This window comes from Daejeonella sp. (assembly GCF_030684675.1).
In the GTDB taxonomy this organism is placed as follows: Bacteria; Bacteroidota; Bacteroidia; order Sphingobacteriales; family Sphingobacteriaceae; genus Daejeonella.
The window spans coordinates 144410-164650 of sequence record NZ_JAUXXZ010000009.1 but is presented as its reverse complement, the minus strand read 5'-3'; the positions used below and the strand labels follow the sequence as shown (position 1 = coordinate 164650).

Sequence of the window (20241 nt, the reverse complement as noted above, 5' to 3'; positions counted from 1 at the left end):
TTGCTGTTTTCTCAAATCCTATGCCCACCCAATAGCTATCGGGTCTCAATTCTCCACTCTCAATTCCCCATTCCCTATTACCTATTCCCTATTTCCCACTCAAATCCTTAATCCTGATATTCCTGAATTTCAACGGATTTCCATGCCCAAGAAAACCGATATGACCGCTGTCACGTAATAAGCCGGGATGTTTCTGCCCATCTGCGGCACCATTTTTCCTGGCATCCGTAATATCTGCATCAAGTATTACCGTACCGTTTAAGATGACCTTGATCTTTGGTCCCTGGACAATTACCTCCTGATAGTTCCATTCCCCTACAGGTTTCAGATAGCCTCTTTTTGCAGGTATAGTACCATAGATAGAACCGTGATACTGATAAACTTTCAAATCCTTATAAACAGGAGCATCATTATCCAGTATTTGCAATTCCATTCCTTCATAAGCCGCATCACCGGTTATTGGAGATCTGATACCCAAGCCATTATTCGCACCTGGAGTCAGTTGAAACTCAAAACGCAATACAAAATCACTGAATTCTTCCCTTGAAAATAAGTTATTACCCAGGGTACTTTTGCCCGGTTTCGGGATGACAGCCATATTGCCATTTTCGGTGATATAATCCCGGGTATTACCTATCCAGCTGTGCATATTGGTTCCATCAAACAATACCTTATAACCTTCTTTTTTTTCCTGTGCACTAAGCTGGAATGGTTTTACACGTGGAAGTTCTTTGATGTAAATATTCCGGTAGTAAACAGGAGAACCATGTGCCTGCAATTCTATTTGCTCTTCCGCAAAAATAGGCAAGTTTCTGTCCCAGTAATTTTCAAGGATCACATTATCAGTTACCAGAACATCATTCAGATAAACCGTAACCCGGTCAGCCTTCATGATAATATGAAAGGTATTCCATTCCCCCAATTTCTTATCAGCAACTTGAAGAGGTTTGCTTTCATTCACTTTATTGTTGTACAAACCACCTGATCCAACCTGGGCTCCGACCTTTACACGGGCATTATCCCAGATCTGCACCTGTGGCGTACCGCGAAGATAGATCCCGGCATCACCTTCCTGCTTCCCGTCATCAATAATTTTCCAGTCGACCATCATTTCAAAATCACCATATTTCTTAACTGTGGTAATATTGTTTCCATGGCCGGTAAACCGCAATTCGCCATCGACCACTTTCCAACTGTCACGCATTTCTGCATCAGCCTTTTTTTGTTCCTCTGCCAAAGTTTTGGCATCCATCTTCGACCTCTTTATCGGGTCGCCTACTAAGCCTTTCCATCCTTTAAGGTCTTTCCCATTAAATAAAGGAACAAAGCCCGCCTTTTGCAGCATTTCTGCCTTATTTTCCGTGCGTTTTGGATCTTCCTTAAATGATACCAACACCGGAAGAATCAATGCCAGCAGAATGAGTGACCTGAGTTTATTTGAAAGATTCATTTTTTTATAGTTTGAGTTTCTGAATTGAATTTAAGAATTATATCAGCCAATTTATCCTAAGAATTAAATTAATCTGAGTTCGATACAATTTTATTTAACGAGTTGGTTTTACTTGCTTTTCTGTAGTTGTAAATTAGTTTTTATCATTTTGAAATATACTGAAGCGCATTTTTTAAAGGCAGTCCCGCTTTTCGCTCATACTACACAGGCCTTAACCACAGGCCGGTATCCGCTCCAATCGGGTTTAAGAACTTCAGAATTGCTAATTAAAACTAATCTATCTATCAATTATATCTAATAAGTGAATGGCGAATTTAAGGGCGCATTTGCTCATTTGCTCATTCTCTAATTTGCTAATCTAAAGGTATGTCTGAATCCTACTATTTCGCAGCTAAAGGAATAACTTCAACCTTCCGGACAAACATTTCGGCACCCTCAGACTGAATCTGAATCTTCCCTCTGCTCGGTTTTACACGATAAGCCTGATTAACAAGTACCCCATTGAGGTAAACTGTCAGATTATCTCCATCAGCAATACATTCAATTCTATTCCATTTACCCACTTCTTTTTCAACATCCTTTTCACCCCTGAAGCCTAAAACATCTTTCCAGTTCGGATCACGTGCAAACCAATCAATCCGGCCTTTATTGATAGTCAAAGGCTGGCCACCGGGCATATAAACATTGCCACCTCCAGGTTTTTTAGGAGCAACATTACTTGTCAGGGAGAACTTATCAGTACCATCACCTACCACCAGAAAATCTCCTGTACCACCCTCAATGATCTGACATTCTATAGAATACATCCAGGTTCCTGAATAACCCCCATCCTCACCAGTTGAGTGCAGCAGTATGCCATTGTCTCTTGCCCTATCTACCCGTGGTGCAAAAGTTCTTGGGCCCCATTTGAATTCAACGATCAGTTTATAGTCGCTGTACTCCTCATTTGTGGTGATACAACCGTACTCCTCACCTGAAATTTTAATCAAACCGTCACTCACAGTGAAGACATTTTTAGGGTCAATGCCCGTTCCGCGGCCTTTAACAAAGGTGTACCAGCCACTAAGATCTTTACCATTAAACAGGCTGATTGCCTTAGACTGGTCGGTTTTAACCTGACTTGAATTTGTTTTTACGGTGCCGCAGCTCCCAATGAATATCAGGGAGGAAAGCAGGGCAATAGAAAACAGAAGTGTTCTTTTCATTTTATTTTTTTATATAGTTTAATTCTTAGTTCTGATCGTTCCCAATCCATCTGGAAGCGAGTTAAGGTAAGCCATCAGGTCTGACAGTTCTTCTGATGTTAATTGTTTATCAAGTCCCGGTGGCATCATCGATATGCTCATCGGTTCAATTCCTGTAATTTCAGAACGCTGAACACGTACAATTATACCCGGCCCGATTTCAACTGTAATTGCATCGGGAAATTGTTCTTTAATCACACCAACATGAGTGGTTGATTTCGTAATCACCTTACTGGTCTCATATTCCCGGGCGAAACTTGCCCCAGGATATAAAATAGCTTCAAGTATATCATGACTTGAACGGATCTGGCCAATATTTGTCAGATCAGGTCCAAATTTTCCGCCCTCATTTGCAACCGCATGGCATGAAGAACAGATTCCCTTTCCGAAGAACAATTTTGCCCCCTGTGCTACATCACCTCTGGATAAACGAGCTTCTACTGCATGAAGTTCTGTTAAGCGGGCGGCATTCCGTTCACTTAAAGTTGCAATCAAAGGTTCGGCAGAAGTTTTGATGTTCTGGGGATACTTATTGAGCAATGACTTTAAATCCTGCTCTGAGAGGTTGTCTAATCGGTCGGCAGAACTTCCAAGTGCAGCTACCAGAGCGGCACCTACATCTGCATTTTTACCTGCCCCAAAAGCCGCCACCAGATTTGGCATTAGGAAAACATCAGCTTTAGCAACCTGCTCCTTTGCTAATTTAATAAGCTGATCATCATTTAACTTCGCTTTTGCGAGCAAACGAGCAGCCATTTGTCGGATTGGTGATTCGTTCTTATTATCTAAATAATTGAGCACCATCTGAAATTCCCCATCAGAAAGATTTGGTTCAGAAAGAAGTTTTGAACTGAGTGCTTTCAGTCTGAAGTCGGCTGAAGTAGCCGGATTCTGAACAATCATTTTCAATTGTTCATTCAAGGCCTTAATTCCTCTCGCTTCAATAAGTCCGAGTATTTGTGATTTAATTTCTACAGTCCCATTATCAAGCAATTTACCTAATTGCTTGATCCAGATATCAGGAATTACTTTTACAGGTGAATGGGTTATCACATCAATTAATAAAGCTTGCCTTGCTGCCGTGGTTGACGGGTCTCCAAGTTGTTCTCCCAAAAACTGCTGCAAAGGTTTATTTTCACTGAAGGTGATCATCAGATCCCGAACTGCTGTGATATCAGTTTCTGAAAGGTTTGAACTGCCTAAGCGGGTTTTCAGGAAGCTGATTACTATATCCGACCATTCCGGACGATGGGAAGCCACCCAAATACCTGTTTTCCTTGATTCAGGATCATTACTATTCAAAAAAGGAACCAGATTTTCTTTGCTTAGAATGGAGCCATCCATTTGATCAAGAGCAATAAGTGCAGATTTCCTCACGGTTGATGAGGGACTCTTTAATGCAGCGATCAAAGGTGCAGTACTCCTGAGCGTGATCAGTGAATAGATGATAGCATGGTCTACAAAACGATCTTTATTTGCTGCTGCCGAATTTAAAAGAGCGATAACAGCACGCTGATCTCCAATCTGCCCCAGAGCAGTTGCTGCCTGCCGACGAACCGAAGGTTTGTCTTTCTGCACAAGTTCCATCAGTTTATCTATGGAGGCCTTATCTTTTGCAAGGCCCATAACACGGGCTGCAGAGGTTCTCACGACCATACTGGCATCGCTCAGACCTAAACGTGCTTCTTTTATCGCATTGGTTGTGCCAATCCGGTAAAGTGCAAATATGCCGGCGGCACGTATCTCTTCATTTTCTGAACGGAGCAGGGTATTTTTTATTGGTAAAACAGCAGATTCGCCCTTATCAACCAGACCTTCAAGCACATTGTCGCGGACTGCCAGACGAGGGTCTTTGATCGTTGCCGCCAGAGTCTGAACAGGCATAGATTTGAGATTCAGTTTCTTCCCCCATGGATCAGCAATTTTTGGTGTTCCATTTCTTCTGATCCGGTATATGCCGCCATTTACATCCATTTTAGCCACTCTCGACAATGGGCATCCTAAAATGAACCAGCCTCCGGTATTTAGTACCAGCATACTCCCATCGGCATCCTCAAGTACATCGGTAAGATGAATATCCTGAACCGTTGAAGTAATAAATGGCTCATCTACCGTTTTATATGAAGCACCTTCAGCGCTTACCTGATGACGCATAATTCGTCCGGTATTAAATTCAGCACTAAAAATATTGGTGCTGTATTCTTTGCCCAATGCAGATCCCCGGTAACGCATCAGACCGGAAGGAGCCACCCTGGCCATTTTAGTCATTACGGGCATCAGATCACCTGTCATTTTGAATTTATCCTGTTGGATAACTGGTCCCGATTTTGGGAATACCCCACCCTCAACCCAGTGCATCAATGCATCTCTCATTCCACCTTCCGGATTCACAAAATAGGTCATTGTACCAACCGTTTCACCCGAAGGCATAAATGCTAATTCGATTGCATTATCATAACCACCACCAGCCATAGCTTCCAAACCGGAACCATCAGGTCTGCATCTCCAGATCCGTGCAGAACCACCTTTAAGATTCTGACCTTCCTTAGTTGTAATATCAAATCCGCGCCTCGCATCAGTAAGGTATAACCATCCGTCGGGGCCCATAAACGGTCCGCCCAGTAAAGCGGCGTTGGAATTCAGTACCCAACCGGTCAGAATTACTTCCCGTTTATCAGCAACACCATCATTATCGGTATCCGTAAGGCGTATCAAATCAGGAGAAGAACTTACATAAAGACTGCCTTTGTAGAATACACCACCCTTCGGAAAAGTAAGGGAATCGGCAAAGATCTTACTCTTATCAAAAATACCATCACCATCCGAATCCTCAAGAAGGCGGATATGGTACGGCGGTTTTTTTAACATTTCCTGGTTAGTAGGTGAACTGCCATCCGACTCGAAAACAAAGAGCCTGCCCTGACCATCGAAGGAGGCAAACATCGGATAGGAAAGCATAGAAGGATCAACTGCACGTTCGATTGAAAAGCCTTCAGGCACTTTTAGTCCATCTAATTCTGTTGCAATAATGGTCTTTTCTTTACTGGCAATGAAAAACAAAACAGTACAACAAACTATAATAAAACCTATTGTGCTTTTGTATTTGTTTTTCAAGCTTAATGAAAAATAGTTCATGGGTAATTGTTAAATAAAAAATAAATAATCTCTGCTGTAATCCTTGTATTATACAATCTTATGACCTTTGAGAAAGTTTAAATCCCACATCGCTTCAAAAAATTGGCAGTTATTTTCTGCACCCGCTCGTCAGCACCATGCGGACGGCCAAAGTGGGAGTTTGGAGTAATTACTCCGGGAGGGACTGCAAGCCCAAATGACCAATAAATCGTTGCTGCATTAAAAACCCAGTTACCCTTTGGTCCGGGATATATTGTTGCAGTATAATAGGATTTTTGTTCTGCACCGTTCGTTGTAGTCCCTTCAGCAACAACTTCCAAACCTGGAATTTTCGCCGGATCGCCATGATGTTCCCAACCCACAAGTCCGGGTATCCTATCCCCCTTACGCATTCCCGTACCCTCAAATATCCAGTGATCGGGCTTTGTGACAATCCAATCAGCTGAGCCATTGAACGGATACACAGTTCTGGCACCGATCAGGGTATTTTCATTTGGCCAGTCATCCTTCGCAAAAGGACCCATAATTCCAAGTTTCTTCTCGGCTTCAGAAAAACCGCCGAAACGCCCGATACGTTGAATTGTCCGGTAAGGAGCTCCCGATGCATCAGGTTTCAAAGGTAAACGTCCAACACCGGCCTTACTCAAGCCTGAAGCCAGATCGAGATTTGCAGTATCTACAGCTACTTCAGGTTTAAGATCGATAACCCACATCAAAGCATTTCCGGATAAAAATGCTGCATTAAGTCCCCGATCAACCGCCTTTTTAACGTTTTCGAACATCTGTAATGTCCAGTATTCATCATGGCCTACAGAAAGAAAACATTTCACACGGTCAAGACCTGAGGGATCTGTATGTGTGTCAATATTGGAGCAATAGGTAACATCGTATCCCTGCTGTTCCAGCCAAAAACATAAGGAATATTCCCATAGCAAAAACTCTCCGGATCCCTGAGACAATGGCTGGTCTACAACCTGGGGATATTTGGCATAAGGACGATTATAACTCACCCATGTTCTGCCGCTAAGGGATTGCTGAGGTGGGTCACTATCGTAAAGTGAAAAGGTATCAGGCCATTTATTGTAGGCCTGCCAGGTATTATCACTGGTTTGAAACATGACATCTGCCTTACGGTCATCACGTACTATGAAAATTATATAACTCTCATAGCGATGTGTAGAGCAGGATAATTTTCCAAGATATACGCCACTGAGCCAGTCCTGGGGTATCTTGAAAGATGTTGCACTCTCCCATTCACATTGGCGTAAGCGATTTTCAGCAATTGGTGGTACAACTTGAGGACTCACAGGGAAGGGTCCCAATTTTTGGACAAAACGGCCACCTTTACCACCATAATAGCCCATCCTGTAGATATCAATACTAATATCTGTTTGAGAAGCCGCGTTTAAAAATATATCGAGGGTCTCTCCTGAGCGGACACTTGTTTTTGAGCAATAACCTTCAATAAGTTTCGAGCGGAATTGCTCTGATTTAATAAAAGTGAGCTGCCAGTCCGTAGTCCCTGGTTTTTTATTCTCTACTACAATCAGTCCGCTTTTTTGCGGCTCAGTATTCGAAAAACCAGATAATGGCAGCAGTGCAGCCGCCAATCCTGCATGTGCAGCCCCTTTAAGAACATCCCGGCGACTTATTTTATTCTTTGATTTCTTCATCCTGTTTCTGGCTAAAATCTAAACCCAGTTAAAATTTTCTTTTCAGTTCCTTTGATCAAGTTTATACAATAATTCTAACAGCAAATCTCCATTTAAGCCCGGATTAAATGACCCCGATAGGTGGTCACATGTGGTTGAATTTGTCACATACGACCACCTTCGGGGTCGAAAATCACGTCAAAGATTATATTCTATAAACATGCGACCCATTTTGGGTCGTAATTACCAGCAACATTTAATATTATTATACATCAGAAAAAATCTAATTACCGGACACTACTGAATCCCATATCGCAAAATATAGAAAAGAAGCTAAATTCCAGGCCTTATACCCCTCCCTTCAGGTAGGCGATCAATTTTGCCATTTCATCTTTACTAATACCTTGCTCCAGTCCATCAGGCATCAGCGAAAGTCCGGAATTACTGAGTGATGAAATATTTCTCCTGAGAATTGATTCATCAGTACCAAAAGTTGTACGAAGTGTTAAACTATTCTCATTTTCTGAAACCAGCCAGCCGGAAAATGATCGGCCATCGTTTGTACTGATGGATATTGATTGATATGCCGGTAATACTTCATAATTTGGAACCAGGATGTGAAGTAATAAAGCATCAGCAGGCTGATTCTTTACACCGGTCAGATCCGGGCCGACCTTGCCTCCCACGTTCTGATAGGTATGACATGCTGAACAGGCTTTCTGAAAAACTGCTTTCCCCATTTTAGCATCAACCTGTGCTGTGAGAGCTTTTTTATATTCCTGATATACCGTCATCCGGTCGCCTCCCTCAAGTTCCTTGAACAATATCTTTGCGCGGTCACTGATCTGTGCATTTTTATCTGATATCAGTCGCATTCTGTCAGCAGATGACAATTCGGCTCCGCTTATTATACCCTTTTCAATTGCCAGAAACAATTCATTGATAAATGAGGGTTTTGATACTACGGCAGCCACTACTGCTGATTTTATTCTTGGGGTGTATGCCGACCATGCCTTTTTCTCTAATAAGATTGCAGCTCCGCGTGGATCATCCAATCGCGCTAAAGCGGAAATAGCTTCCAGCAATAATTCTGGTGGAGTACTTGGAACCATCATTTTCTGAAGTGCAGAATGACTTCGTTCAAAGTCTGTATAGCCCAGTAAAGCAGTTGCCGATATTCTTAGTCTGGTACTTTCAGTCTGTTTTCCCGCTATATCAAGTGCTCTGTTAACAAAATTATCAAGTGCAGAAATATCAGAACCTGAAGCATTATTCCCCAGAATGGCATATAATAAACCTTTTGGAGATGTGCCAAACTCCTTTGCTCTGCCACTGATCCCCTCGGCTAAGCCAAGCATCGTAGCGATTCTCCATTCCGGATCAGCATTGGATGCCAAAACCTCCTGCAAAAGCACACGGCAGGCTTCAGCAGATGCACCATTCCCAAACAAGCGCCCAAGATCTTTCATAACTGAAGCAAAAGCTACCGGTTCTGCATTTTTCTGATCCCTGAAAGCTGCTAAAAATTCGGGCATACGTTTTTCGATACCGCTTAATACTGCTGCACGAAACCACTTATCGGCCCCATCCCTTGCTGCTGATTTTGCTAATGCCTGTACAACCTGTGGCCCTTCCATTGAGCCCAGAACCAGGGTGCTGTTATAACGAACACGAATAGCTGCATCATTTGAGGCAGAAACTATCGATTGTACCAGTTCAGGGTGTTTTTGAAACATACTCCCTGCCAATAAAACAGCCTGTTCACGCACTCCGCCTTCTTTATCTGCCAATACCTTTTTCAGGGTAAGCAAATCCAGGGATCCGAGTGAATTAAGTAACCAAACGGCACGGGCACGACTTTCATGAAAAACAGATTCGACAGCAATCTTCTTCAACAATGGAACAGAACTCTTATCCTTTCGCTCCAGCAAAAGCCTGTGAGCAGTATTTCGTTCCCACTCCTCTCCGGAAGCCAGATACATGGTTAAAGCTGCTGTTTTTGAGTTAGAGCTCAATCCTGTTGCAGCATTATATTTCTTTGAAACAAAATCCTTCCGAACAATCCGATAAATTCTTCCATCGGTCTTTCCACTTTCCCAATCCAAACCTGGTCGGGCTTCCTCGGGAATATAAGCCGGATGATCAATAACCTTACGATGCATATCAGCCAGATATAATCCTCCCTCTGGACCATGCTGCAGGGATACCGGACGGAACCATTCATCTGTTGAAGAGAGAAACTCTCTGCCTTCATACGGCGTTTTAGATTTGAAGGAGACCCCTTCAGGAGAAACAATCTGTCTTTGGATTAGATTCTGGGCTGATTCACAGATAAAAATATTACCCTTGTGAGCGGCTGTAAGTCCGCTGCCATTGAAAACCATCAATCCACTGGCGGCAGTAAAGGTACCCGCATGCGAACGACCGATCAATTTTGGGATAAAATCGGCACTGGTAACCGACCTGCTAACTGGATAGACTGTTGCTTCAGCCTCAACCTTTGAAACATTTTGTACGGTTTCGTTGAACAGAAGATTAGCATTCCGGCGAAGGAACCAGGGTTCCATGACAGAATGCATAATCGGATGCCTGTTTGAGCAACCGAATCGCCGTCCGTAAGCATCAAATGTCAATCCAAACTGACTTTTTCCACCTGTAACCTCAAACTCGAAAGTCTCCGGATTAAAGCGACCATCAGTCTGCTTAAATGATACTGCAGGGCGATCAGGGTGCTCTGGTGAAGTCACATTCCCTCCGTTCAGTCCAGCTGTTACATAGACCCAGCCATCTAAACCCATAGTAGGATGACTCATCCTGATCTGAGCGGTTTGAGTTGCAAAAAAACCAGTAAGGACTACCTTTCTAATATCTGCAATACCGTCATTATCAGTGTCTTTTAAATAATAAATATCAGGGGAACAGGTTACAAAAATTCCTCCCTTCCATGGCATCAGGCCATTCGGATAAGTCAAACCCGTGGCAAATTCAGTTCGTTTATCATAGATGCCATCCCCGTTGGTGTCTTTTAAAAGTGCTACCCGTCCAAGTGTGGTCGTAGAACCCCCTTCAACCGGATCAGGATAACCTCTGTCTTCAACAACATACATTTGACGATTTTCATCAAAAGCAAGTGCTACCGGATCGATGACAAGCGGTTCGGCGGCGATCAGGTCGATACGCATCCCGGGCTCAATCTGAAAACTATCCAATGCCTTCTTTAGTCTGACAGTGCGCGGATCAGGCTGTAAGGCCGCTATGGTAACTGTTAGAACTATCAATAACAATCCAAAAATCTGGTATCGTCTGAAAGAAAATTTATTCATGTTTATTTTATATAAAATACTGGAAGACAAAATGTACTAATCAAATATAATGGCTTATGCAATGTTAATATGGTACTTTTCTTGAGATGTAATATACTATTTTATGAGATCGGAGATGTGAGATGTAAAATATGAGCTACATACTCCATTTCCTATTCTCCATTTCCTATTTCCTTGTCTTGATTCCTGGCTCTTGGTTCCTGGCTCATTTTTTAAGTTGTTCATATTTAAGCTTTTGCAAGAGCTCAAAAAGCACATTGCTAATTTTGGTAGAGGCATCAACTTCCAGATAGCTTGAACGTGCTCTCCAGGTTTCATATCCTCCCAGTTTATGATGCTCTGGAGTTGGTAAATAGCCATTATAACCATTGGCCAGGGAAGTTGTAAAAGTTGGTTTAAAAGGGCTTTTCGCCTTGATATCTAATCCAATTTCAACAAATATTTCACATGGCGCTGCGGCGATTGCTAAATCTCCGACACGGAAAGCCTGAATAATAAGAGGAACTTGTTTTGGAAAATCCTTAATCAGCATAGTCTCACGAGCGTAAATTTCTTCCATCGTATTCATAACAGGGTCATTTGTCTTAGCGATGATTCCTTTTGCCCGTTCAATTTCTTTTTGATTCGGAAGACGTACCCTCAATGAAATTTCCTTTTGAGCAGCACTCAGGGAAATCCAGTTCTGGTATTTTATATTCTGATAAGTTTTATAGGCTTCGGCAGCTACAATATTAGCGACTTGCCGCATTTTCTCATAAGGAGGCATGCTTGGGGGAGATTCATTTGCAAACCAATTGATATTATTAATATTGCCACTTGTTCCATTAGACAGCATCGCTACAAATGGAGGAAATCCGTCATTATCCGACTCCAGCAATCTTTTCATCTGTTGGGCGAACATTCCAAAGTAATCAGCTGATATTTCACCAGGGCCTGTTCCTCCAACATAATGCAGCGAGTAATTGGCAAGCAAGGCTATCGGTCTTCCTTCAGGAGTCTGAACTGAAATAATAGGAAGTTCCGGATCTGTGGGACCGGATGGCTCAAGTCGATCGGGATTACCCACCCCCGGATTCATCTTTACCTGATCTTCTGTACCAAAAGGATTCATTAATGGTTTGCCGGGTTTCATTTTCCAGCGACGATTAAACACCTGACTTGGCTCATTACCAACTGCCCAGCCAATACGGGCCGGGACAAGATTATTATTGGCTCTTACCACCGCATCAGCGATTCTTTCCCTGAGAAATTTAAGATAGTCTTTGTCGGGATCACTTTGGAAAACAGAACATGCCGTTCCACCCGAATGAGCATGAGTTGCCGACATCATCATATTCTCAACAGGAATCCCGGTTATTTCATGGGCTCTTTGTTTGGCTGCATCCAACTCCTCCTTATAAATCATACAAAGATCTACAGTTACAAAAACCAGGCGCGTTTGGCCATCATCCAATACTATCGAACGGGCATGCGTTTCATCATGTATCTGTTTAATTGTACCGTCCTTCATGTTTCCATTGATGGATGTCCCTATTTTAGGGGTAATATTACTGGTTGCTGCACCTGCCCTGAAAACTTTGGCAGGTTGCGCAAGTCCAGTTTGGGCATTAATCAAGATGCTACTTAATAATAATATTGGGATGCACAGGAGAGAAAAGCTTGACTTAACAGTTTTTACTAAAAATGTATTTTTAGCTACTTCGGACACAGATCTATGCACGTCAGAACTATCAGATATTATTAGAATACCCGATTGAGTTTTTAAACTTTTCATATATTTTTTATTTATCTATTGTTTTCTTAATTGTAAAATATTGAAATCAAAGCCGCCAGTGCAGCATCAACCAAAGCTTCCCCCCCACCTGAGCTATAGCGCACACTATTAACCTCATATTGACCTTCAGGGAATGCCTTTTTATTTGGCATATAGCTTATCGTTCCATTCCCGGATTGTTCATTCACTATTGTAAACGGAAAAGGTGAGTTTAGCTTTATACCAAGGCCTAGTTCCACAAAAGCATCACCGGGGAAACCAACCAGCGCCATTTGATCGCCGAATGCTATAACAGAAACTTCAGTTTCCAGTGCTTTACCATCCTCAGTAAGCGGTACGGTTGTGGTCGATTTATGTCTTGACTCCAGTCCGCCCTCGTATTTTACGAGATCAAGAATTCTCCAGGCGCTTACTACATCTGCAAATCCGTGACTATCCGGCTTCCCAAATTTTGAAATAACTCCCTTTGCCCACTCTGCTTCACTTTGTTCAACAAATCGAAAAACCGGTAAATGGACAGTTTGAACTTTAGCTTTTAAGGACTTAATTGAAATTGCATGCAATGAAGGAAGTGTAGAAAGTACCCTGCCAGCCATAATAGTCCCTATGCGTCTGGATTCATCAAATCCACTTGACTGATCGGGATTTGAAACATTTACATGATTGATGTTCCCTGAGGTTCCATTCGTAAAAATGGTCACGACATCCTCCCCCTTTACCTTCTCAATCAATTCAGACATTACACCGGGGAAATCGGATGAGAACCGGTTCCCCCCAACAATAGCAACATGCAAAGCGAAATTAACCAAAATAGCCACCGGCTTCTTATCCAGAGATTCGAAATAAACTATAGATAATGCCGGATCAATTGGTCCGGCAGGCCTGACTATATTCGGGTTCAATTTTCCAGGATTGGTTTTGAAAGACCCATCATTCATCAAATAGCGTCTGTTGAAACTTATTGTAGTTTCCTGAACGCTTCCGACTGAAACCCGAACCGGCTGAATTTTTGAAACTGCCGATTTTACACTTACCAAAATGAGTTCAGGCAGACTTCGAGTAAACTCCTGACTTTTTAACTTTGCGGATCCTCCCACAACATCCCAAAAAAGAGGATTCATCTGGGGACCGGCATGTGCATGAGTGGCATTGAGAATAATATTGCTTAATGCTATTCCGGTTTGCCGATGAATTAATTGTCTGCTATTCATCACGAGCGAATGCGGTAGGCTGACCACATCCAAGGTGATAAATGCAACCTTCTCATCACCCTGTTCAAATACCAGTGTTTTGATATAAAGTTCATCATGTACCCCTTCAGCAACGCGTATACCATAAGAATCTCCAATTATACTCCCCACAGGAGGTGTCATCCTGGTTTTAGTGGCTCCAAGTTTGAATTCCTCAGTCTGAAATGATGAATTAGCTGATAATAGTACAGAATCCATCATCAGAAGCAATAGGAAAGTAGATGAAAGAAGATATTTTTTTGTCATTTAAACCGGTTTAAAATGTCTTTACACCCCGCATACACTGAATATTATCATGTGGTCGGTGTTATCACCGTACCACTAGCTCTCTGGTCGGCGAAAACACCGACTACAGGAGCGAAATTTTTCTCTCGCAATGACAACACTCTTAATACTAACTCTCACAAGATTGCTTCGTCGTACCTCCTCACAATGACAAGCACCCTATTATTTCAATTCCGGTGGCAGGTTACCATAAGCCCATGGAGCCTTAAAAGGTGGTGGTGGTGGCGGCAAAGGAACTTTACCCGGCACCATTTGATTCGTCAGTTCAATTCCTGTATTGGCAAACTGTCTTCCGGCAGAAACTTCCAGATTACTATAAGAAGTCAGGCGGGTTTCATAACCACCTCCATTCGGACCTAATGCTTCTTCAGTCGGCACATATCCTGTGATACCATTAGCCAGTTCAACCACAAACGTGAAAGGAAATTTACTTCCTGCTTTGATGTCCAATTGGTACTGAACAAAATATTCCGCTGGATTTGATACGAACACCATCGGACCAACCTGTATGGCTTGAACTTCAACTTCCACTAATGGCCTGGCTTTTATGATCGCATCCAAAACGAGAATCTCTTTTGCAAAAGTCCATTCAGTGGTACCTGACTTTTCAGGGCCTGCCTTTACAAGTTCCAACGACTTCTGAACTTTCTCGGGTGTTGGGATGCGACGTTTAACTGTCCACACCCGCTGCCTGCTATCAAGCGGAATTTCACTTCCTGCACCACGACGAATTAAAAGGAGGGTTTTATAAGCCTCGGCACCAACGCGGCCACCAACGATATCCCACCACTCTTCTGCTCCCGGATTCTGAAATTTAGTCAGGTTATCAACCTGGGTGATATCACCACAAGCGCCCTGCATGAAAACGACAGGTAAAGCAGCATTTCCGGTTGCCCCGCGTATTGTCCTTTCCATTGATCCAATCCAACTTGCTGAAATACCCCCGGGACTGGTAGTGGCATGGCATGCAAAATTCACTACAGTTCCCAGCAAATTACCCTTTAAATCCCATACACCAACAGTACCTACCTGCGGATCAATCGGACCTGCATAATCAATAATATTAGGATTGCCGGCACCAGGATGTGAGTAACTCAATCCGTTCTTCATTCGCAAGCGACGGTTATAAGAAACTTTGTCCTCATGCCCGTTCCCAACAGCGAGTTTAGCATCCACACGGTTCTCGTTTGCCAGCACAACCGCATCAACGATCTGTTTCTTAAGGATTTGAGTATATCCTGGATCAGAAACTATTGAATGATTATTCACAAGATCTTTAACCAAAGGAGAGGCCTTATCAAAATCTCCCGGTTCACCCATGCCGATCGGGCCGGAAGAATGGGAATGAGAAGCACCAATCATTACATCAGAAGGCAGGATACCGCAACGTTTCTGGATCTCAGCACGTACTTCCTGTACCAGATGCCGGGTTATAAAAAGCAGGTCGATTCCAACAAGAGCTACACGCTTCTGGCCATCATCAAATACTACTGCACGAACTTTACAAGGATCATGAAAAGACTTATGGTGAGCCTTGCCATAGTTACCAGGTGATTCCATACCAATATCGGGGGTAATATCTTGCTCAGCAAATCCAGCTTTAAAAATACCTGCAGGTTTTGGTCCGTCTGCTGCCATGGTCGACAAGGCAAGAAGACAAGAATAGAAGATTATTAAAAAATATTTCATTGTTTTACTTTATTAAAAAGATTAAGGATTTCAGTTACAATTTTCCTGGAAGCTACAGTTTCCACCCTGTTTGTACCCAACCATGTTTCATATCCACCCATTTGATGTTGTTCGGGTGTAGGAAGGTACCCATAACTGCCATTTGCCAGTTCAATGGTAAAGGAAGATTTAAAAGGACTTTTTGCTTTGATCTCAAGGCCGATTTCTGTAAAAACCTCGAATGGAATAGCGGTTACGCCAAGATCTCCGATACCAAAGGTTTGCATAAGCACATCAATATTCTCAGGCCATCCATTCATTTGAATGGTCCGCTCTGCATAGGTTTTCTCAAGACGGTGTACCGGCGTTTCTGTCTCAGGTTTTGCAAGAACCTTTTGGGCATAAGCAAGCATTTCAGGAGTAGGACGGCGAACCTTCAAATTCAGTTCTGACTGTGCAGCACGCAAGGGCACCCAGTCTTTGTATTGTAAGGTCTGATAAACCCTTAGAACTTCGTTGGCTACATCATTAGCAACAATACGCATTTTGGCATAGGGCTCATGCTTTTCTGCCGGGCCGCGAAAATTGATATTATTTACATCTCCCGACGTTCCATTAGACATAATACCTACAAAAGGAGGATCCTGACGATCTGACTTTAATAATTCCTGAATACGGTCCGCAAAGACTGCAAAATAATCTGCTGAAATATGGTCTCTGGGTACTCCACCTACATAATGGAGGGAATAATTGGCAAGTAAACCAATCGGACGCCCCTTAAGAGATTGTACTGAAATGAATGAAACCTGAGGATCTGTAGGACCGGCCGGCTCAACTAAATCAGGATTAGCAACCCCAGGATTCATCTGAACCTGATCCTTCCCTCCGAAAGGGTTTACTACCGGATTTTTCATTTTCCAGCGGCGGTTAAAAAGATGTTGGGGTACATTTCCCACACCCCAGCCAATGCGGGCCGGTTCCAGATTATTCAATGCAATACGCACCCCATCTGCTATACGGTGGACAAGAAAACGCTGATAATCATCAAGAGGTCTTCCGGCATTCCATCCTCCTCTAATCTCCCCAACTCCACTGGCACTGCTGGCAGAATGTGTATGATCAGAAGATATAAGAATCTGAGCCGTTGGAATCTTTGTTTCTTCAAAGATCAATCGCTTAGCCTCATCAAATACTTCACGAATAATACCCACATTATCGACAACTACAAAAACCAGTTTTGTTTTCCCGTCATCCAGAACAAGGCTGCGCGCATGCAATTCGTCATGTACATAATTTGCAGGAGGTGGTACACCAAAATTTCCCACCAAACCTGAGCCCAGGGGTGGGGTTATGTTTGCAGTAGATGCACCGGCCCTGAAAGTAGCATTCTGAGCATAAAGCCGGGAATCAAAACTGAAAATCAGAATAAAACCGAAAATCAGTGTTAAAAGCCTCACATAATGGCCATAAACATAAAATTTAATTATTCTTTGCATTGTTATCCTTGTTTTGCCTTGTTTTAATTAAAAACATGCAGGTGAAAAATTATATTGCTAAAATTATTTTATTCTGATTCCCAAAAACCATTCATCACTTTACCTGATTGAAAAGCTTAAGAACTTCAGTCACAATCTTTCGGGAAGCTTCTTTTTCGACCTTATTGACACTCATCCATGTCTCATAGCCCCCCATCTGATGCTGTTCAGGAGTCGGGAGATAACCATATCCTCCATTTGCCAATCCTATGGTAAATGACTTTTCAAAAGGACTTCTGGCTTTGATCTCCAAACCTGTTTCGGCAAATACCTCAAATGGGATTCCGGCTATTCCCAAATCTCCAACCTTGAATGTTTGGAGTATAACATCTATCTTTTCAGGCCATTCCTTCATTTGTATGGTTCGTTCAGCAAAGACCTTTTCTATCGGATGATCAGGCTTTGCTTTCTGCATTGCTTTCTCAGCCCAGCTAAGCGTTTGTGTATCTGGCTTCCTTACATTTAGTGTAAGTTCCATTTCTGCGGCACCAAGCGGCACCCATTCCTTATACTGGATGTTCTGATAAACCCTGAATACCTCCTGAGCCACATCGTTTGCGACAAGCTTCATTTTGGCATAAGGCGGATATTGGGCAGCCGGTCCCCGAAAATCAATATTATTAATATCTCCCTCTGTACCATTTGACATGATGCCTACAAAAGGAATATCCTGACGATCGGCTTTTAGTAATTCCTGAATCCGGTCGGCAAACAGTGCAAAATAATCTGCAGAAATATGACCTTTTGGAACCCCTCCAACATAATGAAGAGAATAATTTGCAAGTATGGCAATAGGGATTCCTTTTAGAGATTGAACCGATATAAAGGAAACTTCAGGATCAGTTGGGCCTGCAGGTTCCGATAAATTGGGGTTAGCAATACCCGGATTCATCTGAACCTTTTCACTTACTCCAAAAGGATTGATAACTGGTGCTTTCAATTTCCAGCGACGATTGAAAACATGTTGTGGGACACTCCCTGCACCCCAGCCTATCCGGGCAGGTTCCAGATTATTCAAAGCTACCCGAACTCCGTCAGCCATACGACGGACAACAAAGCGTTGATAGTCATCAAGAGGTTTAGGATACTGTCCGGTAGAATTGATGCGGGTGCTCATTGAAGGCTCCGGTGGATTGATTTCATGACCCACCCAGGTGGAAGAATGGGTATGTGTTGAGGACATCATTATCCGCTCTTTAGGAATTGATGTTTCTTCAGTAATAAGTAGTTTAGCTGCATCAAACACTTCGCGGGGGAGCTCCACATTATCCACAACCATAATCACCAGACGAACTTTACCGTCGTCCAAAACCAGGGAGCGGGCATGTAATTCATCATGAATATGGGTAGCCAGGGGCAATGGCATCCAGCCGCCTGCAATTCCCTCTCCAAGAGAAGGACTGATATTTGCAGCCGAGGCTCCGGCACGAAATACTACTTGTTGTGCAAAAGAAGAAAGCTGGAAAAGTAGCATGATAATAATGCTGAGAAATCTCAGCGGGATAAAACAACCCTCTAATTTTAGAAAGATCAATGCTCTTTTCATCAGTTCAATTTTCTTTTTACATTATTAATCATCTTAGGAAGTGAGTGCTATACTAAACTTTATTAAATTGAGATAAATTCAATCCCGGATCAATCCGCTCATTTGAAAAATGCATTCTGTCCCAGCTTAACTCTTCCTGAGCCTCTGCTGCATTTCGCCCCAGAATAGCTGTCAGGGTTGACTCAGCTGCCTGCTTTATTTCGTTCAGATAATTACCGCTCTCTATACTGTTGATGAAATTCTTATGCTTGTTTGCATCGGCATCATGTAATGATGAAAGAAAAACCCCGGCAGCCTTTTGTTCAGCACTTAGCTCCGTAGGGCTCCTCGCAACACCAGAGTCCCATTGGTTTTCACCGCTAATGAAAACACCACCACTATAATGTGCTTCAGCAATACCTTTTGTGCCTATAAATCTGGCACATACATCTCCAAATTGTTTTCCAATCTGAATAGAATGATAAGAAACATTGACATCATTTGGATATTTATAGATTACCTGATAGTGATTCCACGCATTCCCAAATTCCACTCCCGAATTTAGTCCGCCATAGCCGGAAGCACTTAAAGGGTGAGATTGCAAGGCACGGTTACAGATATCCATCATATGGATTCCCTGATCTACCAATGTTCCTCCCGATAGTTCCCGGAAATGAAATTGGTTCCTGATTCTTGCCTCATCATAGATATGTCCTTTATAAGGCTTCAGAGGAATTTCAGAGGCAAGATAATAAACCTGGGCATTCACAATCTTTCCAATATCTCCTCTGTGAATACGTTTAATCATTTCAGCATAAGGGCTCGCATGCGGAACCTGAAAACCAATGGCAACACTCACTTTACCATTGATCCGCTCAGCTAATTGCTCCATGCGCCTGCAACCTTCAACATCGATAGCTACGGGCTTTTCACAATAAACATGTTTACCAGCAGAAACTGCTGCCTCTAAGAATTCAGGATGGGTATAGCAAGGGGACGAAATCAGGACTGCATCTACCTCTTTGTTATTCAATAATTTAAGATAAGCATTGGATCCCTGGTAAATATTCGATTTGGGAATAGCAGAAAAACCCTTTGCCGCGTTAAGCTGGTCAAGTTTTGGTTTGGCCGCATCCAACTGATCCTGAAATAGGTCAGCAATAGCGACAATATGCACATTGGCATTTCGCGACATGGAGCTTATATCAGCTGTCCCTCTGCCTCCGCAACCAATAAATCCTAAACGAATTGCCGGCTTTGCACCTGAGGCAAAAACTGCATCCGGACTTAAAATTGTTACCGCCGATAATGAAGCTGCGCTTTTTATGAAATTCCTTCTTTCCATATCATTTTTTAATCTAATGCTTTAATATACCGAGTTTATGTTAATAATCAAATGG

Annotated in this window: 11 protein-coding genes; all 11 read right to left on the bottom strand. The window is 42.7% G+C overall.

Annotated elements, in window-relative coordinates; all coding sequences use genetic code 11:
• Positions 1–88: 88 nt before the first annotated feature.
• Positions 89–1450 (bottom strand): DUF1080 domain-containing protein, encoded by a 1362-nt coding sequence (locus tag Q8M41_RS01745; protein WP_305363513.1) that lies wholly within the window; start codon positions 1448–1450, stop codon positions 89–91.
• 380 nt (positions 1451–1830) lie between these two features.
• Entirely contained in the window at positions 1831–2655 is an 825-nt protein-coding gene (locus tag Q8M41_RS01740) for a DUF1080 domain-containing protein (protein WP_305363512.1), read from the bottom strand.
• 18 nt (positions 2656–2673) lie between these two features.
• Positions 2674–5829, bottom strand: a complete 3156-nt coding sequence (locus tag Q8M41_RS01735; protein ID WP_305363511.1) for a PVC-type heme-binding CxxCH protein — start codon at positions 5827–5829, stop codon at positions 2674–2676.
• Between the two features lie 77 nt (positions 5830–5906).
• Positions 5907–7502, bottom strand: coding sequence for a N,N-dimethylformamidase beta subunit family domain-containing protein (locus Q8M41_RS01730; protein WP_305363510.1), 1596 nt, complete (start codon positions 7500–7502; stop codon positions 5907–5909).
• Between the two features lie 326 nt (positions 7503–7828).
• Positions 7829–10804, bottom strand: coding sequence for a PVC-type heme-binding CxxCH protein (locus tag Q8M41_RS01725; protein ID WP_305363509.1), 2976 nt, complete (start codon positions 10802–10804; stop codon positions 7829–7831).
• 205 nt (positions 10805–11009) lie between these two features.
• Positions 11010–12578: a neutral/alkaline non-lysosomal ceramidase N-terminal domain-containing protein gene (locus tag Q8M41_RS01720; RefSeq protein ID WP_305363508.1), complete on the bottom strand. Its 1569-nt coding sequence runs from the start codon at positions 12576–12578 to the stop codon at positions 11010–11012.
• A gap of 26 nt (positions 12579–12604) precedes the next feature.
• Positions 12605–14074, bottom strand: a complete 1470-nt coding sequence (locus Q8M41_RS01715; RefSeq protein ID WP_305363507.1) for a neutral/alkaline non-lysosomal ceramidase N-terminal domain-containing protein — start codon at positions 14072–14074, stop codon at positions 12605–12607.
• 201 nt (positions 14075–14275) lie between these two features.
• Positions 14276–15802, bottom strand: coding sequence for a hypothetical protein (locus Q8M41_RS01710; RefSeq protein WP_305363506.1), 1527 nt, complete (start codon positions 15800–15802; stop codon positions 14276–14278).
• Complete coding sequence (locus Q8M41_RS01705) at positions 15799–17277, bottom strand: neutral/alkaline non-lysosomal ceramidase N-terminal domain-containing protein (RefSeq protein ID WP_305363505.1); 1479 nt, start codon at positions 17275–17277, stop codon at positions 15799–15801. The genes Q8M41_RS01710 and Q8M41_RS01705 overlap by 4 nt, the downstream gene beginning before the upstream one ends.
• A gap of 94 nt (positions 17278–17371) precedes the next feature.
• The gene (locus tag Q8M41_RS01700) at positions 17372–18862 is read right to left on the bottom strand and encodes a hypothetical protein (protein ID WP_305363504.1); all 1491 of its coding nucleotides are present in this window, start codon (positions 18860–18862) and stop codon (positions 17372–17374) included.
• A 52-nt stretch (positions 18863–18914) separates the two neighbouring features.
• Positions 18915–20186: a Gfo/Idh/MocA family protein gene (locus Q8M41_RS01695; RefSeq protein WP_305363503.1), complete on the bottom strand. Its 1272-nt coding sequence runs from the start codon at positions 20184–20186 to the stop codon at positions 18915–18917.
• Positions 20187–20241 lie beyond the last annotated feature (55 nt).